The 23,054-nt window shown below is 66.3% G+C and carries 20 protein-coding genes; 5 read left to right on the top strand and 15 right to left on the bottom strand.

The genetic code is table 11. The annotated features are described in order from the left end of the window. Position 1 precedes the first annotated feature (1 nt). Together ACUXH0_RS16155 and ACUXH0_RS16150 are read right to left on the bottom strand one after the other, a co-directional pair. A complete protein-coding gene (locus ACUXH0_RS16155; protein WP_004635557.1) occupies positions 2 to 1,237 on the bottom strand; it encodes a UbiH/UbiF/VisC/COQ6 family ubiquinone biosynthesis hydroxylase in 1,236 nt (411 codons plus the stop codon). Then, entirely contained in the window at positions 1,234 to 2,613 is a 1,380-nt protein-coding gene (locus ACUXH0_RS16150; protein WP_004635556.1) for an aminopeptidase P N-terminal domain-containing protein, read from the bottom strand. Before ACUXH0_RS16150 ends, ACUXH0_RS16155 begins: the two co-directional genes overlap by 4 nt. A 226-nt stretch (positions 2,614 to 2,839) precedes the next feature. Here ACUXH0_RS16150 and ACUXH0_RS16145 point away from each other — a divergent pair, with 226 nt between their 5' ends. After that, positions 2,840 to 4,897: a putative bifunctional diguanylate cyclase/phosphodiesterase gene (locus ACUXH0_RS16145; protein ID WP_182594210.1), complete on the top strand. Its 2,058-nt coding sequence runs from the start codon at positions 2,840 to 2,842 to the stop codon at positions 4,895 to 4,897. Between the two features lie 4 nt (positions 4,898 to 4,901). Here ACUXH0_RS16145 and murU read toward each other — a convergent pair whose 3' ends face one another. Genes murU through ACUXH0_RS16125 form a run of 4 tightly spaced genes read right to left on the bottom strand, consistent with a single transcriptional unit; the run spans position 4,902 to position 7,736 of the window. Further along, positions 4,902 to 5,594, bottom strand: a complete 693-nt coding sequence (gene murU, locus ACUXH0_RS16140; protein WP_182594230.1) for an N-acetylmuramate alpha-1-phosphate uridylyltransferase MurU — start codon at positions 5,592 to 5,594, stop codon at positions 4,902 to 4,904. A 17-nt stretch (positions 5,595 to 5,611) separates the two neighbouring features. Then, complete coding sequence (locus ACUXH0_RS16135) at positions 5,612 to 5,938, bottom strand: AzlD domain-containing protein (RefSeq protein ID WP_004635552.1); 327 nt, start codon at positions 5,936 to 5,938, stop codon at positions 5,612 to 5,614. Continuing rightward, positions 5,935 to 6,663 carry an AzlC family ABC transporter permease gene (locus tag ACUXH0_RS16130; protein ID WP_182594209.1) on the bottom strand — a complete coding sequence of 243 codons (729 nt, stop codon included), beginning with the start codon at positions 6,661 to 6,663 and terminating at the stop codon, positions 5,935 to 5,937. Before ACUXH0_RS16130 ends, ACUXH0_RS16135 begins: the two co-directional genes overlap by 4 nt. After that, positions 6,663 to 7,736, bottom strand: coding sequence for an aminoglycoside phosphotransferase family protein (locus ACUXH0_RS16125; RefSeq protein WP_182594208.1), 1,074 nt, complete (start codon positions 7,734 to 7,736; stop codon positions 6,663 to 6,665). The genes ACUXH0_RS16130 and ACUXH0_RS16125 overlap by 1 nt, the downstream gene beginning before the upstream one ends. A gap of 176 nt (positions 7,737 to 7,912) precedes the next feature. On the opposite strand from ACUXH0_RS16125, the gene ACUXH0_RS16120 reads away from it, so the two are divergent. From ACUXH0_RS16120 to rsmA, 4 genes are all read left to right on the top strand, one after another. Next, positions 7,913 to 10,354: an LPS-assembly protein LptD gene (locus ACUXH0_RS16120; RefSeq protein ID WP_024973629.1), complete on the top strand. Its 2,442-nt coding sequence runs from the start codon at positions 7,913 to 7,915 to the stop codon at positions 10,352 to 10,354. Then, complete coding sequence (locus ACUXH0_RS16115) at positions 10,347 to 11,849, top strand: peptidylprolyl isomerase (protein ID WP_004635541.1); 1,503 nt, start codon at positions 10,347 to 10,349, stop codon at positions 11,847 to 11,849. Before ACUXH0_RS16120 ends, ACUXH0_RS16115 begins: the two co-directional genes overlap by 8 nt. 88 nt (positions 11,850 to 11,937) lie before the next feature. Then, positions 11,938 to 12,954, top strand: a complete 1,017-nt coding sequence (gene pdxA / locus ACUXH0_RS16110; RefSeq protein ID WP_182594207.1) for a 4-hydroxythreonine-4-phosphate dehydrogenase PdxA — start codon at positions 11,938 to 11,940, stop codon at positions 12,952 to 12,954. Positions 12,955 to 12,986: 32 nt separating this feature from the next. Continuing rightward, on the top strand, positions 12,987 to 13,832 hold the full coding sequence (rsmA, locus tag ACUXH0_RS16105) for a 16S rRNA (adenine(1518)-N(6)/adenine(1519)-N(6))-dimethyltransferase RsmA (protein WP_137910797.1): 846 nt from the start codon (positions 12,987 to 12,989) through the stop codon (positions 13,830 to 13,832). On the opposite strand, the gene ACUXH0_RS16100 is transcribed toward rsmA, so the two are convergent. The 9 genes from ACUXH0_RS16100 to lnt all read right to left on the bottom strand — a co-directional run bounded on the left by ACUXH0_RS16100 (position 13,819) and on the right by lnt (position 22,993). After that, positions 13,819 to 14,724, bottom strand: coding sequence for a DMT family transporter (locus ACUXH0_RS16100; RefSeq protein ID WP_004635535.1), 906 nt, complete (start codon positions 14,722 to 14,724; stop codon positions 13,819 to 13,821). The genes rsmA and ACUXH0_RS16100 overlap by 14 nt on opposite strands. Next, positions 14,708 to 15,115: a lactoylglutathione lyase gene (gene gloA / locus ACUXH0_RS16095; RefSeq protein WP_004635533.1), complete on the bottom strand. Its 408-nt coding sequence runs from the start codon at positions 15,113 to 15,115 to the stop codon at positions 14,708 to 14,710. The genes ACUXH0_RS16100 and gloA overlap by 17 nt, the downstream gene beginning before the upstream one ends. 119 nt (positions 15,116 to 15,234) lie before the next feature. Beyond that, entirely contained in the window at positions 15,235 to 16,113 is an 879-nt protein-coding gene (locus ACUXH0_RS16090) for a M48 family metallopeptidase (protein WP_004635531.1), read from the bottom strand. Then, positions 16,110 to 16,862: a lysophospholipid acyltransferase family protein gene (locus tag ACUXH0_RS16085; protein WP_004635529.1), complete on the bottom strand. Its 753-nt coding sequence runs from the start codon at positions 16,860 to 16,862 to the stop codon at positions 16,110 to 16,112. The genes ACUXH0_RS16090 and ACUXH0_RS16085 overlap by 4 nt, the downstream gene beginning before the upstream one ends. A gap of 11 nt (positions 16,863 to 16,873) precedes the next feature. Continuing rightward, on the bottom strand, positions 16,874 to 17,452 hold the full coding sequence (gmhB, locus tag ACUXH0_RS16080) for a D-glycero-beta-D-manno-heptose 1,7-bisphosphate 7-phosphatase (RefSeq protein WP_182594206.1): 579 nt from the start codon (positions 17,450 to 17,452) through the stop codon (positions 16,874 to 16,876). A gap of 31 nt (positions 17,453 to 17,483) precedes the next feature. Further along, entirely contained in the window at positions 17,484 to 19,577 is a 2,094-nt protein-coding gene (glyS, locus tag ACUXH0_RS16075) for a glycine--tRNA ligase subunit beta (protein WP_182594205.1), read from the bottom strand. Positions 19,578 to 19,663: 86 nt separating this feature from the next. Beyond that, positions 19,664 to 20,323 carry a hypothetical protein gene (locus ACUXH0_RS16070; RefSeq protein WP_004635523.1) on the bottom strand — a complete coding sequence of 220 codons (660 nt, stop codon included), beginning with the start codon at positions 20,321 to 20,323 and terminating at the stop codon, positions 19,664 to 19,666. After that, positions 20,320 to 21,306 (bottom strand): glycine--tRNA ligase subunit alpha, encoded by a 987-nt coding sequence (glyQ, locus tag ACUXH0_RS16065; RefSeq protein ID WP_012761208.1) that lies wholly within the window; start codon positions 21,304 to 21,306, stop codon positions 20,320 to 20,322. The genes ACUXH0_RS16070 and glyQ overlap by 4 nt, the downstream gene beginning before the upstream one ends. Before the next feature lie 175 nt (positions 21,307 to 21,481). Further along, entirely contained in the window at positions 21,482 to 22,993 is a 1,512-nt protein-coding gene (lnt, locus tag ACUXH0_RS16060) for an apolipoprotein N-acyltransferase (RefSeq protein ID WP_182594229.1), read from the bottom strand. Positions 22,994 to 23,054: the final 61 nt, after the last annotated feature.

The following is a 23,054-nucleotide window of genomic DNA, read 5'->3' as shown; positions in this document are numbered from 1 at the left end:
GTTAGCCTCGCTGCCCGAACATCATCTGCCGGGCGAGCCCATGCTTGAGCGGCGGCAGGCATTCCAGCAGCGTGAGCGCGGCGCCGCGCAGGTGGCCAAACGGCCGGCCCGGCACGGCAAACGCGCGCGGCAGCAAATCGGTCAGGCCGATGGTGACGGCGCGGTCAAATGCGCGTTCGCGGGCGAAACGGGCGAGGGTGGCCGCCGTTGCCCCATCCCGAAGCGCGCGTGCCATTTCGAACGCATCGCGCAGGCCGAGGTTGAAGCCCTGGCCCGCCACCGGGTGGATCGTCTGGGCGGCATTGCCGATGGCGGCGACGCGACGGTCGACCGGAATGCGCTGGGCGTGCAGCCCGAGCGCGAACGTATGGCGCGGGCTGGCGTGCGTGAAGCGGCCCATGCGCTCGCCAAAGGCAGCGCCCAGTTCGGCGAGGAAGGCGTCGTCGGGCAACGCTGCGCGTCGGCGCGCTTCGTCGGGCGCGCAGCACCAGACAAGGGCGTAGCCGGGACCTTGCGCGTCATCCTGCGGCAGCAATGCGAGCGGGCCTTCGGGCGTGAAACGCTCCCATGCCCAGCCTTCGAGCGGGGCGCTGCAGCGCACGTGCGCGACGATGGCGGTCTGACCGTAATCGCGCCGGCGCGCCTGGGCGATGCCGCGTTGCTGCTTGCGTGCGTCGTCGAACAACCCGCCTTCGGCCTGGATGACGACTTCGGTTTCGATGGCCAGCGGATGGCGCCCTTCGCGCAGCGCCCGCACGCGTGCCGGGGCGACCGTACCGTCGGCGCGCGGCAGTTGTTCGACGCGCTCCACGGGCGTGTGGTCATAGCGGGTGAGGCGCCCCGGGTGACGCTCCATCTGCGTGTCGAGGGCGGCGTTGAGCGCGGCGCTCAGGTCGCCGTATTGCACGACGTGTCCGAGCGCGGGGACGTCGTAGTCTTCACGGCGGATATGCGCCTGCCCGAAGTGGCCGCGTTGCGAGACGTGGATGTGCGTGATGGGCGTGGCGCGCGTGGGCCAGCCGCCAATCTCCTGCAGCAGCACGCGCGAGCCATGAGACAGCGCCAGCGCGCGCGGGTCTCGCGCGGCGGCTTCGGCGTCGCGCGCATCGAACAGGGCGATGCGCCAGTCGGTGTCGCGCAGCAACCAGTTGGCCAGCGCCAGCCCGACGGGCCCGGCGCCAACGATGGCCACGTCGAAGTCCGGTGCGGCGCTGCTCGCTGTGATGCTGTCGGTCATGCCTGGCTCCGCATCACCAGTTCGATTTCGTCCGGGGCTACGGGCACGTCGCGCGTGATGATTTCGCAGCCTTCCGGCGTGACGATGGCGTCGTCTTCAATGCGGATGCCGATGTGCCAGTACTGTTCCGGCACGCCGGGCGCGGGGCGCACGTAGATGCCGGGTTCGACGGTCAGCACCATGCCGGCTTCCAGCGGGCGCCACGGGCGTTCGCCTTCAGCCGGAGCAGCGGTGCCGGGCGTGCGGTATTCGCCCACATCGTGCACGTCCATGCCGAGCCAATGGCCGGTGCGGTGCATGTAGAACTGGCGGTATTGGCCGCCGGCGATCACGTCGTCGAGCGTGCCGACCTTGTCGGCGTCGAGCAGGCCGGTGTCGAGCATGCCTTGCGCCAGCACGCGCGTGGCGGCATCGTGCGGCACGTTGTAAGGCACGCCGGGGCGCGTCTCGGCAAGGGCGGCTTCCTGCGCGGCCACCACCAGCGCATACAGCTCGCGTTGCGGGCCGGTGAAGCGGCCATTGACCGGGAACGTGCGGGTGATGTCTGACGCGTAGCCATCCAGCTCACAGCCGGCATCGATCAGGCAGAGATCGCCGTCGCGCAGTTCTGCGTTGCCGGCGCGGTAGTGCAGTACGCACGCGTTCGGGCCCGTCGCCACGATGGAGTTATAGGCAACGCTTTGCGCACCGTGGCGGCGGAATTCATATAGCAGCTCCGCTTCGAGATGGTATTCACGCAGCCCGGCACGCGACGCCTGCATGGCGCGCACGTGCGCTCCGGCGGAAATGCGTCCGGCACGGCGCATGATGTCGAGTTCGCTTGCGTCCTTGAACAGCCGCATCTCATCGAGGATGGCGCGCACGTCCAGCGCCTGGTGCGGCGACGACACCCCCGCGCGGCCTTGCATGCGCACTGCATCGAGCCAGCGGCGCATGCGGCGGTCGAACGCGCTGCTCTCGGCCAGCGGACATGCCACGGCGGCGGCGTTGGCGAGCAGCTTTGGCAACGTCGCATCGATCTCTTCCACCGAGTGCGCCTCATCCAGGCCGAAGGCGTCCTTCGCGGCTTCGGGGCCGAAGCGGAAGCCGTCCCAGATTTCACGCTCTTCGTGCTTCGGGCGGCAGAACAGCACGCTGCGCGCCGGTGCGCTGCCTGCGGGTACCACGATGGCGAGTACCGCTTCGGGCTCGGTGAAGCCGGTCAGGTAATAGAAGTAGCTGTCGTGCCGGTAGGGATAGTCGCTGTCGCGGTTGCGCATCGCCTCGGGCGCGGTCGGCACGATGGCGACCCCGCCACCCGCCGCGCGCAGCCACTGCACGATGCGCTCGCGGCGCTGGCGATAGGTCTGGAGGAAAGCGAGTTCGGTGGCGGACATGTCGTGTTTTCCAGCAGCAGAAAGGATGTCTCGATTGTAACGCCGCGCCTGGCGGTCATTCGGGGTGGGGCATTGCCACATCCAAAAGGAGACTTGTGCGGTGCGGACGGCTTCTCCTAAAGTCCCGGGCGGCGCCCCCCGTTAAGACTGACCTGTTTTGCATCCCGGTTGCGACCTCCGCCTGCCGTGGATTGGCCGCATTGGATCGGCCTGCCCAGGAGAACCGATGCTCGCCAGCAGTTACAACCCTCTTCTCGTCCTGCTTTCCCTCTTTGTGGCCATCCTGGCGTCGTATACGGCGCTGGATATGGCCGGACGGGTCGTCACCGCACAAGGCCGCGCAGCGTTGTGGTGGCTTATCGGCGGCGCGTCGGCCATGGGGCTGGGCATCTGGTCGATGCACTTTGTCGGCATGCTGGCGCTGAACCTGCCGATCCCGGTTGGATATGACGTGGGCATCACGCTTGCCTCACTCGCCATCGGCATTGGGGCGTCGACGTTTGCGTTGTGGCTGGTCAGCCGGCGTGAACTGCCTTGGCCGCGCCTGGTAGGCGGAGCGCTCCTCATGGGGGCCGGCGTGGCGGGCATGCACTACACGGGCATGACCGCGCTGCGCATGAATCCGGGCATTCAATACAACCCCGGCAGATTTGGGGTGTCGATCGTGATTGCCGTGCTGGCATCGGGCGTGGCGCTGTGGATCGCATTCCGCCTGCGGCGGCAGTCGCGGCGCGTCCGTGCGCTGCGTGCCGGTTCAGCGGTAGTGATGGGCGTGGCCATTGTAGGCATGCACTACACGGGCATGTCGGCGGCGGCGTTTCCATTGGGCAGCGTGTGTGGCGCTGCGCATACCGGGGCGAGTGCCGATTGGCTGGCGCTGGTCATCATCATCGTCACGCTAGCCGTGCTGGCTATCGCGCTCATCATCTCGGTGCTCGACTTGCGCATGGAGGCACGCACCGCCTTGCTGGCGAACTCGCTGGCCGCGGCCAACAAGGAGCTGGCCTATCTGGCGCTGCACGACAACCTGACCAAACTTTCCAACCGCGTGCTGCTGGAAGACCGTCTGACCCAGGCGATCCGCACCGCCGAACGTGAGAAGCACCGCTTCGCGCTCATGTTCATGGACCTCGATGGCTTCAAGGCCGTCAACGATGTCTATGGCCACCATGTGGGTGACCTGCTGCTGATCGACGTTGCCCAGCGCATCGGTGCGCGGGTGCGCCAGCAGGACACCGTGGCGCGTGTCGGCGGCGACGAATTCGTGGTTCTCGCCTATGTGGACGATCCGGAAGACGCCGGCACCCTGGCCAACGCGCTGCTGGAAGTGGTGCGCGAGCCCTTCATGGCCGGCGGTCACGAGTTGCGCGTCTCCACCAGCATCGGCATCGCGATCTACCCTGGCGACGGCGGCAACCAGCACGACCTGCTGACCAATGCCGATGCGGCGATGTACCACGCAAAGGGCCTGGGCCGGAACGCCTACAGTTTTTTCGAGCCGTCGATGAACGCCGACGTGCATCAGCAGTTGCAGCTTGTGCAAGACCTGCGACGCGCGGTCGAGCGGCACGAACTCGTGCTGCATTACCAGCCGAAATTCAACGCGCCCAACGGGCCGATCATGGGCGTCGAGGCGCTGGTGCGCTGGCAGCATCCGCAGCGCGGTCTGGTGCCCGCCGATGAATTCATCCCGCTGGCCGAAAAGACCGGCCTGATCGTGCCGCTGGGCGCGTGGGTGTTGGACGAAGCCTGTCGCCAGATGGCGCAATGGCAACGCGAGGGGCACAGCGGCTGGAGCGTCGCCGTGAATCTCTCCGCGCTGCAGTTCGGCCATGCCGCACTCATCGACAGCGTGCGCGATACGCTCGCGCGCCACGCGCTGGACCCGCGCAGCCTGACGCTGGAGATTACGGAGTCGACGGCCATGCGCGACGTCGATGCGAGCCTGCAGATCCTGCAGCGGCTCGACGCGATGGGCGTGCGGATTTCGATCGACGATTTCGGCACCGGCTATTCCAGCCTGCTGTATCTCAAGCGGTTGCCCGCCAGCGAGCTGAAAATCGACCGCGGCTTCGTGCGCGACCTGGCGCACGACACAGAAGACGCGGCCATCGTCTCGGCCATCGTGGCGCTGGGTCAGACGCTGAACCTGCGCATCGTCGCAGAGGGTGTGGAGACGGCCGAGCAGCAGGCGTTTCTCACGCGGCTCGGTTGTCACTCGCTGCAGGGCTACCTGCTGGGCCGCCCGATGACGGCGGAATCACTGAGCGCCGCGATGGTGTAAGCGCTTAGCGCGACGCGACTTCAGCGTCGAGTGCGGCCAGCTGGGCTGGCGTGCCTACGTTTTCCCAGCGGCCGTCGAAGCGCTCGCCGGTCGCACGGCCTTCAGCGATGGCCTGATGGTACAGCGGCGTCATTGCCAGCCGCGTGCCGGGCGCGATGCTGGCAAACAGGCGCGTGTCGTACAAGCCGATGTTGCCGAACGTGAGGCGCTCGGCACCGTCGGCGTGGAGCACGCCTTCGTTATCCAGCGCGAAATCGCCGCGCAGGTGGTAGGGCGGATTGGGCACCATCACCAGATGCATGCCCGGCGCCGCTTGCGCGGCCATTGCGGGCGCCCGGTCGCGCAGCAAGGCGTAGTCGTAATCGCAGAACACATCGCCGCTGACGGCAATGAATACGCTGTGCCCATCTCCGGCATGCAGCAGCGGCATGGCCTGCGCGACTCCGCCTGCCGTTTCCAGCGCTTGCCCTTCCGGCGAATACGCCAGGCGTACGCCCCACGCACTGCCATCTCCCAGCGCGGCTTCGATCTGCGCGCCCAGCCATGCATGATTGATGACGATGTCCCGCACCCCAGCCGCAGCCAGGCGCTCGATCTGCCAGACGATCAGCGGTTTGCCACCCACGGTGAGCAGGGGCTTGGGCGTGTGGTCGGTCAGCGGGCGCATGCGGTCGCCACGGCCCGCTGCAAAAATCATGGCACGCGTCGTCAAGTTCAAGCCATCACCTTCATGAGAATCAGCAGCACAGCCATGCCGCCGACAATGGTCCACATCGCGCTCTTCGTCACCCGTGCAATGACGATGGCGACGATGCCGGCAAGCAGGCGCGGGTTGTCGACCGACACCGCGAGCGCGCCGTCGCGTATCAGCAGGTCGGGCGCGACGAGCGCGGTCAGCATCGCGGCTGGCACGTAGGGCAGGGCGTTGCGGAACCACATCGGCAGGTTCATGCGCCCTTCCAGCGCGATAAACGACAGGCGGATCAGGTAGGTGGCCGCGCCAGAAATCAGCAGCACGCCAAAGAGGATCAGCGCTTTCATGCGGCAGCCCCCTTGTCGGACGGTCGGGCAAGCAAGCGCTCGACCAGCGCGCCGGCGGCAATGCCCACGCACGCCGCGCTCATCAGCCCGAGCTTGTGCGGCCAGCCCGTCCAGGCCACGGCCAGCAAGGCGCCGGTCAGGGCCGCGGCCAGTTGCGCACGCGTGCGCAGCGCCGGCACCACGATGGCGATGAACGTGAGCGGCAGGAAGAAGTCGAGTGGCCACGTCGTCGGCACCTGCGCGCCCAGCACCACACCGACGATCGTCGACGCCTGCCAACTCGACCACAGCGCCACGCCAGCGCCGAGGAAATACCAATGGCGATATGCGGCTTCCGCGCTGCCGGGCTGCGCGGTGACAACGCGGCGGTTCATGGCGGCGAAGGCTTCGTCGGTCAGCAGATAGGCGATCAGCCATTTCCAGCGGCGCGGCAGGTGCGCCAGCGCTGGCGCAATGCTGGCCGAATACAGCGCGTGCCGCAGATTCACCATCGAGACCGTCGCCGCAATCACCAGCGCGGGCGCGCCACCGGCCCACAACTGCACGAGGATCATCTGCGAGGCGCCACCGAAGACGATGGCGCTCATCGCCACGGCAAGCCACGCGGGCATGCCGGCCGACGTGGCGAGCACGCCGTAGATCAGGCCGAACGGCACCACGCCCAGCAGCATGGGCGCGAGCGCCAGCATGCCGGCGCGAAACTCAACGGCGCGGGGGGGGGCCATCAGAACGTGTAGCCGATCTGCTGCGCGCGATCTTCGAGTTGATCGAGCAGGCGAGCCAGCGGCGCCAGCGCGTTGTAGCGGCTGCACACACGGCGCAGGTAGGCGATGAAGCGCGGGGTGTCTTCCACGTAGCCGGTCTTGCCGTCGCGGTAGCACAGGCGCGCGAAAATGCCGGCCACCTTCAGATGGCGTTGCGCGCCCATCCATTCGAGCGCACGGTAGAACTCGCCGAAGTCTTCATCGACCGGCAGCTTGGCGGCGCGGGCGGCCTCCCAGTAGCGCACGGCCCAATCCAGCTCCTGCTCTTCGTCCCAGGACAGGAAGGCGTCGCGCAGCAGCGAGGCGGCGTCGTAGGTGATCGGCCCGTAGACGGCGTCCTGGAAGTCCAGCACGCCCGGCTGCGATGGGTCGGCCGCGTTGATCATCAGGTTGCGCGGCATGTAGTCACGGTGCACGTACACGCGCGGCTGGGCCAGGGCGCTGTCGACGAGCAGCTTGAACACCTTGTCGAGCGATTCGCGCTGGGTGGCGTCCAACGGGCGTTGCAGGTGGCGGTCGACATACCAGTCCGGAAACAGCGACAGCTCGCGGCGCAGCAGCGCTTCGTCGTACGGCGGCAGTTCGCCTTCGCGCGAGGCCGACTGCCAGCGCACCAGGGTATGGATGGCCGGGCGGAACAGCGTATCGGCGTAGGCGAGGTCGAAATTGCGTTCGCGCAGCGATTGCAGATACGTTTGCGGGCCCAGATCGGTGAGCAGCAGGAAGCCCTGCGCGAGATCCTGCTCCAGCACCTGCGGCGCACGCACGCCGGCACCATTGAGCAAGCCAGCCACATGGACGAACGGGCGGCAGTCTTCCTGCGGCGGCGGGGCGTCCATGACGACCAACGTGCCGGGCTTGCCACCGACCGCGCTGTCCAGGCGGAAATACCGGCGGAAGCTGGCATCGGCCGAGGCGGGTTGCAGCGTGTCGATGCGCAGGCCGTGGGTGGCGGGCAATGTGCCGAGCCAGTCGCGCAGTTGGCTGAGGCGTGCGTCGGTTGCGCCTGCTGCGGCGCCAGGGGTCGAAGCCATGCTGAGAGAATGCTGGAATGAGGCTGGAAGGAAGCCCCGTATAATACCCGACCGAGTTTCGCCGCGAGCGAGCGCCGGCCTTGTCCAGGCTGCGTCCGGCGGCGGGATTGAACGCAGTACCGACTGATTTTGTGCCTGTGCGTGCCGTTGCGCGCGCGGCCCTGTTCCCGATCTGCATGACCGAACCGAACCGAGCCAGGAAGAACCGGCAGCGCGCTGCTGTTGCCGCGCCCGATCAGCGGCCCGCCGACTTGGCCACCATCAGGCGTGGCACGCTGGCATTGCGCCCGCTGGTATTTGCGGTGGCCGGTGTCTGGACGGCGACGTCCGCGGCGCAGGGCGCGGACACCGCGCAAGCGACGGCGCCTGCTGTCACCCCGGCCTCGTCGGTGACGGCGCTGGCGACGTCCGGCCCGGCCACGCCCGGCGGCAGTCTGCTGGTGCCGAAGATGGCCGAGCCCGTCCAGCGACCGGACAATACTGTTCCCACCTTTACCGCGGCCGACAAGATGGACGGCCGCACCAACGAAGACATCCACCTGCGCGGTAACGGCGAACTGCGCCGCAACGGTTCGGTGCTGAAGGGCGACGCGCTCGACTACAACCAGGACACCGACGTTGCCACCGCCACCGGGAATGTGCGTCTGCTCAAGGGCGGCACGCTCGTCACCGGTCCGGACGCCAAGCTCAAGATCACCGCCAACGAAGGCACCATCAGCACGCCCGCGTACGAGTTCCACACGACCGGCGGCCACGGCACCGCAGAGCGCATCGATTTCATTGACAAGGACAACAGCCGCATCACGCGCGGCACGTACACCACGTGCGCGCCCGACAACGTCGACTGGTACTTCAGCGCGAGCCGCATCGATATCGACAGCGACCGCCAGGTTGGCACCGGCCGCAACGGCGTGCTTCACTTCTTCGGCGTGCCGGTGTTTGCCGCGCCGGTCATGGACTTTCCGCTCAATGACGACCGGCGCAGCGGTTTCCTTGCACCGGTGTTCGGCTATAACAGCCGCAGCGGGGCCGACGTCACGCTGCCGTACTACTTCAATATCGCGCCGAACCGCGATTTGACCTTGTATCCGCGTCTGCTCAGTACGCGTGGCCTGCAGCTTGGCGCCGAATATCGCTATCTCGATACGTCGTACAGCGGCGTCCTGCGGGGCGAATTCCTGCCCGATGATCGTGAGGCGGGTCGTAACCGCTGGTCGATTTCGGCAGTACACACGCAGCGACTGGCCCCGGGCCTGACCGCCTACATCAACTACAACAAGGTTTCCGATAACACTTATCCGGATGACCTTGGCCGCAGCATCGTCACGGCGACGCAGCGTCAGTATGTCCAGGAAGGCGGCGTCACCTATTCCATCGGCGATTGGGTTGCGCTGGCGCGCGTGCAGAAGTTCCAGACGCTGTCTACGGCAACTACGCCGCTTTCTGCACCGTACGAGCGGGTACCGGAGTTGAGTCTGACTTACAACCGGTACGACGTTGGCGGCTTTGACATCAATTTCCTGACCGACTACACGCGGTTTTCGATCCCGACGGCCAATACCGTGCAGGGCGAGCGCCTGTTCATGCAGCCGACGATCAGCTACCCGATCGTCCGCCCCGGCTGGTACGTCACCCCGAAGTTCATCCTGAACACCACCGCATACCGCCTGGACCGCCCGGCCGGCGACACGCAGGACACGCAGATCAATCGCACGCTTCCGACGTTCTCGCTCGATTCGGGCATGACCTTCGAGCGCGATGCGCCGCTGGTCTCCAAATTGTTCGGCGTGAGCTACATCCAGACGCTGGAGCCGCGCGTGTTCTACGTGTACACGCCGTATCGCGACCAGTCGCAGATTCCGTTGTTCGATACCGGCCAGTCGGACTACAACCTCGGGCAGATCTTTACCGAGAACCCGTACACCGGTTACGACCGCATTGCCGACAACAACAAGGTGACGGCAGGTGTGACCACGCGTTTTATCGAGGCCGAATCAGGCATTGAGCGCCTGCGTGCCACGATCGCCCAGCGCATCGATCTCGACGGGCAGCGCGTGACGCTGGCGGGTGCGGCCCCGACGTCGGTACGCCGCTATTCGGACCTTCTGGGTGCGACCACGATCCAGATGTTCCGCGGCATCTTTTTCGATACGAACCTTCAGTACAATCAGGACCTCGACCGCATCATGCGTTCGACGGTCGCATTCAGCTGGAAGCCGGAAGCCAACAAGGTGATCAACCTCGGCTACCGCTATTACCGGCAAGACGCCAATACCGGTCAGTTGCCGCTGGAACAGGCCGATATCTCCACGCAGTGGCCGATTACGCGGCGCCTCTACGGCCTGGGTCGCATCGGTTACGACCTGGATGCGCGCAAGCCATCGGATGTGCTGCTCGGCCTCGAATATGTGGCGGACTGCTGGGTCGGCCGACTGGCGGTACAGCGCTACAGCAATGCTGTTTCGGGCTATACGACGCATATCTTTGCCCAGATCGAATTCAAGGGTTTGTCGAAGGTGGGGAACAATCCGATCGACGTGATTCGTCTGAACGTGCCCGGCTACCAGCCGGTGACCGCACAGCCGATCACGCCGTCCGTGCTGGATCAATATGAATAACGACATCATGGCTTTCCAATCGACCGCTTTCGCCACGCGTGTGGCTCCTCTGGGCCGCTTGCGTGTTGCCACCGGCGTGCTGCTTGCGCTGTTGGCGGGGACCACGCTGTCGCCAGCCGTCCACGCGCAGCAGGCGCAATCGGCAAAAAAGAGTGCACCGGTGCGGGGCATCTTCGCCAACCCCGGTTCGTCGCCGAGCCAGCCGCTGCTGCAGGGCACGCTGCCCGAGCCAACGGCTCCAGGCGCGCCGCGCAGCCAGTTGGTCGACGAGGTGGTGGCTGTGGTCAACACCGACGTCATCACCCGCCGCGAACTGCTCAACCGCGCGGATCTGGTCGAGCGCACGTTCCGCGCACAGAACCGCCCGCTGCCGCCGCGCGCCGATCTGCTCGGCGAAGTGCTTGAGCAGCTCATCCTGGAGCGCGTGCAGGCGCAGACCGCCAAGGAAAGCGGCATCCGCGTGTCCGACGCCGATGTGGATCGCGCCGTGGAAAGCGTGGCCCAGCGCAACAACCTGTCGGTGCCGCAGCTCAAGAGCAAGCTGAAGGACGCCGGCATGACGTACGACAAGTACCGCGACGACCTGCGTCAGGAAATCCTTCTGGCGCGCCTGCGTGAGCGCGAGGTCGACTCGAAGGTGCAGGTCTACGACGGCGAGATCGACAACTATCTGGCGCAGCAGGGTGGCGGCACGGCCCCGGCCGGCGAACAGCAATACAACGTCGCGCAGATTCTCGTGCCGGTCGCCGAAGGCGCCACGGATGCCGAGAAGGCCGCAGCGCGCAAGAAGGCCGAAGGCCTGCTCAAGCAAGCGCAGGGCGGCGCGGATTTCGCCAAGCTGGCGCGTGACAATTCTGGCGCGCAAGATGCCGCGCAAGGCGGCGAGCTTGGGCTGCGGCCGATCGGGCGCCTGCCGGCTGTGTTTGCCAACGCCGTGGTCGACATGAAGGCGGGCCAGGTGGCGAGCCAAGTGGTCGAAAGCCCGGCTGGTTATCACGTGATCAAGCTGTTGGAGAAGCGCGCATCGAGCACGGCCATTGCCGCCAAGGTGCAGCAGACGCAAGTGCGCCACATCCTGATCAAGACCGGTCCGACGATGTCGGCGGACGACGCGCGCCGCCAGTTGGTGGGCCTGCGTGACCGGATCGTCCACGGCTACGATTTTGGCGATGCGGCACGCCGGTATTCGCAGGACGGTTCGGCCGGTGCGGGTGGCGAGCTGGGCTGGGTGTCGCCGGGCCAGCTGGTGCCGGAATTCGAGCAGGCGATGAACCAGCTCAAGCCGGGCGATGTGTCGCAGCCGGTGCAAAGCCAGTTCGGTGTGCACCTGATCCAGGTGGAAGGCCGCCGCGAGGCAGAGGTGTCGGGAGACCGCGAGCGCGACTACGCGCGCTCGGTCATTCGCGAGCAGAAGGTGCAGGCCGCCTATGAGGATTGGCTGCGTGAACTGCGCGATTCGGCACACGTGGAATACCGCGTGAACCGTCAGCAGTAAGCTACGGACATCCGCATCGCTCACGGCCGCCTGCGGGCGGCCGTGGCGTTTCTAGATCGCTCCAGAAACCATCGCAGGAAAGCGCTGCATGCTGAACATTGCCATCACCACTGGCGAACCCGCTGGTATCGGTCCCGACATCACCGTGGCCGCGCTGCTGCACCTGGCACGACAGGCGTCACCGCGTTACGCCGATGTGCAGTGGCATGTGATGGGCGATTCGGCATTGCTGCAGGCGCGCGCGGACGCGATCGGGCAGGGCGATTTCTGGCGCGTTGTTTCTACGGCGCTGACTGTCGTGGAGCGCCCGCTGGGTGCACCCGTGCGCGCCGGCGTGCTTGATGACGCCAACGGCCGCTATGTGCTGGACCTGCTCGACGCGGCCATCGACGGCTGCCTGATCGGCACGGCAGACGGCATGCGTTACGACGCGATGGTCACGGCGCCGGTGCAGAAGAGCACGATCAACGACGCAGGCGTGCCTTTTACCGGCCACACCGAGTACCTGGCCGAGCGCAGCCGAACGCCGCGCGTGGTAATGATGCTCGCCGGTCCGCAGCCGGCGCACGACAACGCCATGCTGCGCGTGGCGCTGGCGACGACGCACTTGCCGCTGCGCGAGGTGCCGGACGCCATCACCCCCGCGGTGCTCGACGAAACGCTGGACATCGTGCAGCGTGACCTGCGCATCCGTTTTGGACTGAACGCACCTCGCATCCTCGTGACGGGGTTGAATCCGCATGCGGGTGAATCCGGCCACCTCGGCCGCGAAGAGATCGAGGTGATCGAGCCCGCCATCGCGCGGGCGCGTGCACGCGGAATCGATGCCCGCGGTCCGTATCCGGCCGATACGCTGTTCCAGCCGCGCCTGCTGGCCGATGCCGATTGCGTGCTGGCGATGTACCACGACCAAGGTTTGGCGCCGCTCAAGTACGGCACCTTCGGCCATGGCGTGAACATCACGCTGGGCTTGCCGTTTGTCCGCACGTCGGTGGACCACGGTACGGCGCTGGACTTGGCCGGCACGGGCCGCGCCGAGTTCGGCAGCATGATCGAGGCGATCGATACTGCCATCGCCATGGCGCGGCACACCGCGCGCTCCTGAGTTTCCTTCACCTCTTCGATTTCGAGTTCGCAATGGCACGATCCACGACCGGCGTTCACCAAGGGCACCAGGCCCGCAAGCGCTTCGGCCAGAACTTCCTGGTCGATGACGGCGTGATCCACGCCATCGTTGCCGCCATCGATCCGAAGCCCGACGATGTACTTGTCGAGATCGGCCCCGGCCTGGGCGCGCTCACCGTGCCGCTCATGGAGCGCGTGCGCACGCTGCAGGTGGTCGAGCTGGATCGTGACCTTGTCGCGCGCTTGCAGAAGCGATTCGGCGATCGGCTGATCGTGCATGCGGGCGATGCACTGGCGTTCGATTTCGGTTCGCTGCAGGAGGCGGGCCGGCCGCTGCGCATCGTCGGCAACCTGCCATACAACATCTCGAGCCCGCTGCTGTTTCATCTGGCCACGTTCGCCGATCGTGTGCGCGATCAGCATTTCATGCTGCAGAAAGAAGTGGTCGACCGCATGGTGGCCGCGCCGGGCAGCAAGGCCTTCAGCCGGCTGTCGGTGATGCTGCAGGTGCGGTACTACATGGAGCTGGTGCTGGATGTGCCGCCGGGCTCGTTCAACCCGCCGCCCAAAGTGGATTCGGCGGTGGTGCGGATGATTCCGTGGCCGGCCGACAAATCGCCGTATGCGCCGGTCGACCTGCGCGCGCTTGGCACGGTGGTGACGATGGCGTTTTCGCAGCGCCGCAAGGTGTTGCGCAACACGCTGGGCGCGCTGCGCGATGTGATCGATTTCGAAGCGCTTGGCTTTGACCTGGGCCGGCGCGCAGAAGAAGTCTCGGTGGAAGACTTCGTGGCAGTGGCGAACGCACTGCCGGCCAATCGCATTGCCGGCAGCGCCTCCGACCTTAGCGAAGATTGACGAGCAGGATGCCCGACAGCACGAGCGCCGCCGCCAGAGCAAACCGCAGTCCCACCGGCTCGTGCAACAGCAGCACGCCAAACGCCACGCCAAACAGCGGCGTCAGGAACGAGAACACCGACAACCGCGATGCCAGGTAGCGGCGCAGCAGCCAGAACCACGTCAGGTAACTGGCGAACGCAATCAGCACGGATTGGTAGGCGAGGCTGGCCAGCGCGGTCGGTGTAAGGTTTGCCGTAAAGGCCTGGCCGGTGCCGGCGGCCATCAACAGCAACAGCACGGCCGAGACGGCAAGTTGGTACAGCAGCGTCTTCGCTGCCGGTGCTTCGGAAAGCTTGCTTGCCCGCACGACGATGGTCGTCGCGCCCCACAGCGCGCCTGCCACCACGCCCAGCGCGTCGCCCAGCGAGGTCGACGGCCCGGCCGCCGGATGCAGGACGCCGTCGGCGAACGCCAGCACGATCCCCGCAAACGCAATGCCGATCCCGGCCCACTGGCGCGGGCGCAGGTGCTCACCCGGCACGAAAAAGTGCAGGCCGAGGGCGGTGAAGATCGGCGCGGTGTAAAGGAACACCGCCATGCGCGAGGCAGTGGTGTAGCTCAGGCCAATGAAGATGCACAGGAACTCGATCCCGAAGAGCACACCGGCCATCAGACCACCGGCCAATGTGCCGTCACGCACCGACAGGCACGTGCCGCGCCACAGCGCAAACGCCAGCACCAGGACCGACGCGATTGCCGAGCGCACACCGGCCTGCATGACGGGCCCCACGTCGTGCGCCGCCACCTTGATGGCAACCTGCTGAAAGCCCCAGCACATGCACAGCACCACCATCAGGCCGATGGCAGTGCCGTCCAGCGGCCGGCGGATGGCGTCAGTGGCGGTTGCCATCGGGCATCGAGCGCGCCTGGATCAGCTCGATCTTGTAGCCATCCGGATCTTCCACAAACGCGATGATGGTGCTGCCGCCCTTGACCGGGCCCGCTTCACGCGTGACCTTGCCGCCTGCGTTACGAATCTGGTCACAGGCTTGTGCGGCATCGTCGACCTCGATGGCCAAGTGCCCGAATGCCGTGCCGAGTTCGTACTCGCTCACCCCGTAGTTGTAGGTCAGTTCGATGACCGTGTTGCTGGCTTCCGGGCCGTAGCCGACGAACGCCAGCGAGTACTTGTACTCGGGGTTGTCGCTGGTGCGCAGCAGTTGCATGCCGAGCACCTTGGTGTAAAAGTCGATCGAGCGCTGCATGTCGCCGACGCGCAGCATGGTGTGGAGCATTCGCATGGGGTTTCCTTCCTGGAGGACTGTGGGGAAGGCAATATTGTAGGAGGGTGTGGCCGAGCGTGCAGGACAGGCGTTCTCTGCAACCGCCGCATCCGCCGCAGGAGCGTCGGCAGGGCGAATCAGAACGCCGGCAAGTATTCCGGCGGATGCGAGCGCAGTTGCTCCCGCGCCTCACGAAACTCAGGAAAGATCGACTCCACCGTGTCCCAGAAGCGCGGGCTGTGGTTCATCTCTTTGAGATGCGCCAGTTCATGCGCAACCACGTAGTCGATCAAGCTGAGGGGGAAATGCACGAGGCGCCAGTTCAGGCGGATCTTGCCGTCGGCGGTGCAGCTTCCCCAGCGCGTGGCGGCGGAGGAGAGTGCATACGCGCTATGCCGCACGCCAAGGCGCTCGGCATATACCTCAAGACGCTCGCCGAAGAGGCGTCGGGCTTGCGTCTGCAGCCAGCCTTGCACGCGGTCCTTGATCTGCTGCTCGGTGGTGGTGTGCGGCAGGCCCAGGTGCAGCATGCTGGTGTCGGCATCGAACATCAATGCGCCGATGGGCGATTCCAGCTTGAGCGTGATCGTCTTGCCGAGGAACGGCAATCCGGCGCCGTCCTGCCACTCCATCGTCGGCAGCATGCGGCGTGCGGCGCTCGTGCGCCATTCGGCCAGCTTGGCGAAGATCCACTTCTGCTTTTCGGCGATGGCGTGTTCGATCTCGGCGAGCGTGACCCAGCGCGGTGCCGTGATCGACAGGCCGCGGTCATCGATGACAAAGCCGATGGTCCGCCGCGACGAGCGCTTGAGGTTATAGATGAGCGCGCGCTCGCCCAGCGTCAGGCGGCGCTGGTGGGGGCCAAGCGGTGCGGTGGAAAAATCGAGTGCGGGCGGGGCGAGGAGCGGCGCGTCAGGCGGCTGCGTGGGCGACGAGGCTTCGGGTGCGAGCAGCGGCAGCTCAAGCTGGACGCTGTCGGCGGTGGTGGGCGAAGTCGGTGGGCGCAGCAGTTTCATGCGTGCTCGCGGTAGCTATCGGCGTCGATTCTACGCATTTCCGCTTCGATCCATGCTTCGACTTCGCGGTTGAGTTCGTCGCTGGTCTTGCCTGCAGTGGGGATGGCCGGACCGACCGACAGCGTGATCAGGCCCGGATGCTTCAGGAACGAATTGCGCGGCCACACGCGGCCGGAGTTGTGGGCGATCGGGATGACCCACGCGCCGGTATCCACGGCAAAACGCGCACCGCCGCTCTTGTAGCGCGGCTTCGGGTCGCCCGAGCGCGTGCGGGTGCCTTCCGGGAACATGATCACCCACGCGCCTTCGGCCATGCGTTCCTTGCCCTGACGTGCGACCGAGGCGAACGCGTTGGCGCCGTCCTTGCGGTTGATGTGCACCATCTTGAGCATGCCCAGCGCCCAGCCGAAGAAGGGCACATACAGCAGCTCGCGCTTGAATACGTAGCACAGCGGGCGAGGCATGGTCGCGACATAGGCCATGGTTTCCCACGCGGACTGATGCTTGGAGAGCAGCACCACCGGCTTGTTGGTGGCGACGGCTTCTTCGATGTGCTCCCAGCCCTGGTATTGCCAACGGATGCCGAGCAGCCAGCGCGCCATCCAGATGGCGGATTTGGTCCAGCCCGACACCATCCAGAACCGGCGAGCCGGATTCATGAACGGGAACACGATGAAGCAGGCCACCGCATAGATCGGCGTCCAGACAATCAGGAAAACCAGGTACAGCAGCGAACGGATAAAAGTCATTGGGGGCGAATTCAAGGGGCGCGCGTGGGCGTGCCCTGGGGCGCGGGGGACAGCAGCGCACGCGCAAACGCACGCAGGTCCTCGTGAATTTGGGTGCCCCGGGGCAGATCGCCGGCATCGCGGGTCTTGGTGCCCTTGCCGGTCAGTACGAGGTGCGGTACGGCGCCGACTTCGACGCCGGCTTGCAGATCGCGCAGCGAGTCTCCCACGACCGGCACGCCCGTGAGGTCCACGTCGAAGCGGCGTGCAATCTCGCGCAGCATGCCGGACTTGGGCTTGCGGCATTCGCAGGCATCGGCGGCGGTGTGCGGGCAGAAGAAGACGGCATCGACGCGCCCGCCGTAGGTGGCGAGCGCCTTGTACATCTTCTCGTGCATGGCGTTGAGCGCGGCGGCCTCAAACAGGCCGCGTCCGATGCCCGACTGGTTGGTTGCCACCACCACCTGGTAGCCCGCCTGGTTCAGTTCGGCAATGGCTTCCAGGCTGCCCTCGAGCGCGATCCACTCGTCGGGCGACTTGATGAACTGGTCGCTGTCTCGGTTGATGACGCCATCGCGGTCGAGAATCACCAGTTTGGGAACGTGGGGCATGGTGGGCTCCGAACGGTGCTTGGGGTGCCGATCAGGCGGCCAGCTTGGAGATGTCCGCCACGCGGTTCATCAGTCCGTGCAGTTCAGCCAGCAGCGCCAGGCGGTTGTCGCGCAGCGCGGTGTCGTCGGCCATCACCATCACGCCGTCGAAGAAGGTGTCGACCGCTTCGCGCAGACCGGCCAACGTCTTGAGCGCGGTGGTGAAATCGCCGCGTGCGAAGGCGTCGTGCACCTGCGGTTCCGCTGAAACCACGGATTGGTGCAGCGCGCGCTCGGCGTCTTCCTTGAGCAGTGGCGGCTGCACGGCACCAATGGCCACGTCCGTCTTCTTCAGGATGTTGGTGATGCGCTTGTTGGCGGCCGCCAGCGCCTCGGCCTGCGGCAGGGCAGCAAAGGCGCGTACGGCTTCTAGGCGCGCGACGATGTCGTCTAGGCGCTGCGGGCGCTGACTCACCACGGCTTCGACCTCGTTGGTGCTGTAGCCCTTGTCCTTCAGGTAGCCGCGCAGGCGGTCGTAGAGGAAGTCGGTGATGGCGGCCAGGTTCGGTTTGACGGCGGCGATGCCGTCGAAGCTGGCAGCGGCGATCTGCAGTGCATCGTCAATCGTGAGCGCGAGCGGCTTCTCGATCAGCATGCGCAGGATGCCCAGCGCGTGGCGGCGCAGCGCGAACGGGTCTTTCTCGCCCGTGGGTTGCAGGCCGATGCCCCAGATGCCGACCAGCGTTTCGAGCTTGTCGGCCAGTGCCACCACGGTGCCGGTGGCGGTGTTCGGCAGCGCGTCGCCGGCGAAGCGTGGCTGATAGTGTTCGGAGCAGGCCAGCGCCACGTCGTCGGGTTCGCCGTCGTGTCGGGCGTAGTACGTCCCCATCGTGCCTTGCAGCTCGGGGAACTCGCCCACCATGTCGGTCAGCAGATCGGCTTTGGCCAGCAGCGCGCCGCGCGAGGCGTGTGCCACGTCCGCGCCGAGCTTTTCCGCCAGTTGGCCCGCGATGGCCTGCAGGCGCGACACGCGCTCAAGCTGCGTGCCGATCTTGTTGTGATAGACCACGCGGGAGAGCAGCGGCACGCGATCGGCCAGCGGCTTCTTCTTGTCCTGCTCGAAGAAGAAGCGCGCGTCTGCCAGGCGCGGGCGGACCACGCGTTCGTTGCCTTGAATGATGGCCTCGGGTGTATCCGTGGCGATGTTCGAGACGATCAGGAAGCGGTTGCGCAGATGGCCCTGCGCGTCGGTCAGTGCAAAGTACTTCTGGTTGGTCTGCATGGTCAGGATCAGACACTCCTGCGGTACGGCGAGGAACGCTTCCTCGAAATGGCAGGGGTAGACCACGGGCCATTCGACCAACGCGTTCACCTCATCGAGCAGCGCTTCGGGCATAACGACCGTATCGGCGCCGGCGGTCTTGAGCAGTTCGGCGCGGATGGCCTCCTTGCGCTTGCCATAGCTGGCGATGACCTTGCCTTGCGACTCCAGCGTGCTCGCATACGACGCGGCGTCCTGGATGACGATTTCGCCCGCCGACAGGAAACGGTGGCCCAGCGTCACGTTGCCCGATTGCAGGCCGAACGCGCTGACGGGGATGACCTCGCTGTCGAGCAGCGCAATCAGCTTATGGGCGGGGCGCACGAACTGGACGTTCTCGCCGTTCGGGCGCTGATACGTCATCACCTTCGGGATCGGAAGGTTGGCGATGGTTTGCGACAGTGCAGTCTGAAGGCCGTCAGCCAGCACGGCGCCGCGTGCGGTGTAGCGATAAAACAGCGCTTCGGCCTTGCCGTCGGGCGCGCGTTCCAGCGATTCAGCGGCGATGGCCTCCACGCCCACGGTCTTGGCCAGCGCGGCCAGCTTCTTGACCAGCGGCGCTGCGGGCTTGCCCTCGGCATCGAAGGCGATGGTCACGGGCAGCACCTTCTCGCGCAACTCGCGATCGGGCGCAGTGTGGCGCACGCCGGTGATCGATGCGGCCAGGCGGCGCGGCGTGGCAAAGCCTTCTACGGCGGCGCCCTCTTCGAGCAGGCCTTGCGCCGACAGACCGTCAAACAGGCCGCGTGCAAACGCCTCGCCGAGGCGGGCCAGCGCCTTGGGCGGCAGTTCTTCGGTCAGCAGTTCGATCAGGAGGGTGGACATAGCGTTTGAATCGGTGACGTCGTTGTTCTGCGCCGCTTGGTGTTCAGATCAGGTGCGGCGGTACGTTGTGTGGTTCGGTTCAGTGATCAGCAGGGCGAGCCGGGCACGGGTTCCACGCCCGAAAGCAGCCACACGCCGTTCTGCTGCTGAAACTGCAATTGCGTGCCGGCGCACTGACCCGGCGGCGGGGGCGGTGCAATCGGCGCGGGCGTGGTGCCGGGCACGGCAGCATCGCGGCGCAGGAAGCGGGCCGACAGCAAGCCCCGTCGCGCGTCGTACCGCACTTCTTGCAGCGTGCCGGACACATTGAATTCCAGACGGCTCGGCAACTGCCCCGCCGATCGGAACACGCGCGCACGGCGCTGTGCCTTGACGCCGGTGCCTTGCCACTCCACCCACGTGAGCGGGAAGCGCAGTGCCGTCGCATACGTGCGCAACGGTACGCGATGCCAGCCGAGGTCCCGTGCGCCGGACAGGTCGCAGGCCATCGTGCGCACCAGGCTCGTCCATTGATCGAGCGACGGCGGCGGCGGCGTCCAGGCCGCGCTCAGCGCTTGCTGGAGCGGCTTGGAATCGGCCACGCAAAGCTGCGTCAAAGTGTTGGGCACGACAAAAACCTTCTCCGCCGATGCCGGCTTGGACGTGCGATGCCGCGCCGCTTGGGCAACGCTCGCCGGTAGCGTCAGCGCGGCGATGGACGCTGCCGTCAGCAGCGCCAGGCCACGCCGTGCTCGGTTGGCCGTCATGCGGCCTCCGTGGTCTTGACAGCGGCAGCGGCCGTGCCGCACATCGGGAAGCCCAGGCGCTCGCGCGAATCGTAGTAAGCCTGCGCGACCAGGCGCGACAAATTGCGGATGCGGCCGATGTAGGCCGCGCGCTCCGTCACGGAAATGGCGCCGCGTGCGTCCAGCAAGTTGAAGGTGTGGCCGGCCTTGAGCACTTGCTCGTAGGCGGGCAGCGCCAGTTGCACGACCGGTGCGTTGCCCTCGGCAGCGGCATCACCTTCTGCGCGCACGCCCATCAGGCGCTTGGCTTCGGCTTCGTGCTCGGCAAAGCGGCGGAACAGCACGGTCGTGTCAGCCTGCTCGAAGTTGTAGGTCGATTGCTCGACTTCGTTCTGGTGATAGACGTCGCCGTAGGTCAGGCGGCGCTTCACGGGGCCGTTCGGGCCCGGCTCTTCCCACTCCGTCCAGACCAGGTCGTAGATGTTCTCGACCTGCTGCAGGTACATCGCCAGGCGCTCGATGCCGTAGGTGATCTCACCGGTCACGGGCTTGCAGTCCAGGCCGCCGACCTGCTGGAAGTACGTGAACTGCGTGACTTCCATGCCGTTGAGCCACACCTCCCAGCCGAGGCCCCAGGCGCCGAGCGTGGGGTTTTCCCAGTCGTCTTCGACGAAGCGCACATCGTTCTGCTTGAGGTCCAGGCCCAGCGCTTCCAGCGAACCGAGGTACAGGTCGAGGATGTTTTCCGGCGCGGGCTTCAACACCACCTGATATTGGTAGTAGTGCTGCAGGCGGTTCGGATTCTCGCCGTAGCGGCCGTCCTTGGGGCGGCGCGACGGTTGCACGTAGGCGGCACGCCACGGCTCCGGGCCGATCGCGCGCAGGAAGGTGTGCACGTGCGACGTGCCCGCGCCGACTTCGAGGTCGATCGGTTGCAGCAGGGCGCAGCCCTGGGCGTCCCAGTACGACTGCAGCTTGAGAATGAGTTGCTGGAAGGTAAGCATGGTGGTACCCGTTGGTCCGCGGCGGCACGGAACGTGCGTTGCGCCGCGCGACGGTGGAATGCAGCGGCGGGCACGGGAAGCGCCTGGCTCCCTGCCCGCCGTAAAACGTTGAATTTTAGCGTTTTTTGTCAGCGACTCCGGAAAGTGGCTCGAAAGCCCTCCGGACGCTGAACGATCAATCTGCCGAAGCCCGGCGGCGGCGCACGAATGCCACCAGCAGAACCAGCGCGCCCAGGCCCAGCGCGGGCGCGTTGCCGGTCCGCACGAATGGCGTCAGGCCTTGCGTGCCTTGCACGTCAGTCTGCAATGTGCCAAGCGTGAAGACCGGTAGACGGGCCTGTACGCTGCCGTCGGGCCGCACCACGGCGGTCGCCCCCGTGTTGGTGGCGCGCAGCATCGGACGGCCCGTTTCCAGCGCGCGCATGCGCGAGATCTGCAGGTGCTGGTCCAGCGCGATCGTGTCGCCAAACCACGCCAGGTTCGTCACGTTGGCGAGCATCGTGGCGGGCTGATCCGCATGTCGCAGCGAGGCGGCAATTTCCTCGCCAAACAAATCTTCGTAGCAGATGTTGGGTGCGACGCGCTGGTCGGCCACCGCCATGGGCGGCTGCACGGGCAGGCCACGCCTGAAGTCGCCCAGCGGCATGTTCATCATGTTGACGAACCAGTGGAAACCGAAGGGGATGAACTCGCCGAACGGCACGAGGTGGTGCTTGTTGTAGCGGTACACGCCCTGGAATTGCGGGCCGACGCCGAACACGCTGTTGGTGTAGTCGACGCGCGAGTCCTCGCTGGCGGCTCCAAAGAGCACGCTTGAGCCGGTGGTATCCACATAGGTGCGGATAGCCAGCGCGATCTCCTGCGGCATCTCCTGAATCATGATCGGGAAGGCCGTCTCGGGCGTGACCACCAGTTGCGCGGGTTTTTCGGTGACCATCTTGGTGTACAGCTCCAGCGAGCGCTCGATGCCGGTCTGCTGGAACTTCACGTCCTGCGGCACATTGCCCTGCAAGAGGCGTACGGAGATCGGCTTGCCTGTCGGCTGCGTCCACGCAATGCCGTGCAGCGGCCAGCCGGCCACCAGCAGGAGCGCACCGGCGAGCCCCGCCAGCCAATGCAGGCGGCGCTCGGCCGCGACGCACAGCAGGCCGGCCAGCACGGCGGCGATCAGCACGATGCCGTAGACGCCCACCAGCGGCGCGTAGCCGGCCAGTGGGCCATCGGTGTGCGCGTAGCCCCCGTTGATCCAGGGGAAGCCCGTCCAGACTGTGCCGCGCAGCCATTCCGTGACGGCCCATGCCGCGCCAAATATGAGCGCGGATGCGGTACCGGACCACCGCCCGCGTCTCGTCAGCCACTGCCATGCCCACACCGCCAGCGCCGGATGCAGTGCCAGGTATCCGGCAAACAGCAGCACCGCCAGCGCGGCCATCCATGCCGGCATGTCGCCGTAGACATGCATGCTGATATAGAGCCACCAGACGCCCGACAGGAACCAGCCGAGCCCGAACGCATATCCGACCCACGCCGCTTCACGCAGGCGCGCTGCGCGCTGCACGAGCGCGGCCAGCCCCGTGAGCGAGAGGATCTGCAGCCACCACCAGTGGTTCGGTGCAAACGACAACGTATGCATGATGCCAAGCAACGCTGCCAGCGGCATCGCGAAACGCAACTGCGCGAGCGGCACAGCTTGGGCATCCTGCCGACGGGATGGTGCGGCAGGGGAAGAGAACTGAGCGGGCACGGAG

The organism is Ralstonia sp. 110700041-2, from assembly GCF_056280165.1.
Note: the sequence above shows the minus strand (reverse complement) of the source record. Positions and strands in the feature narration are given on the sequence as shown.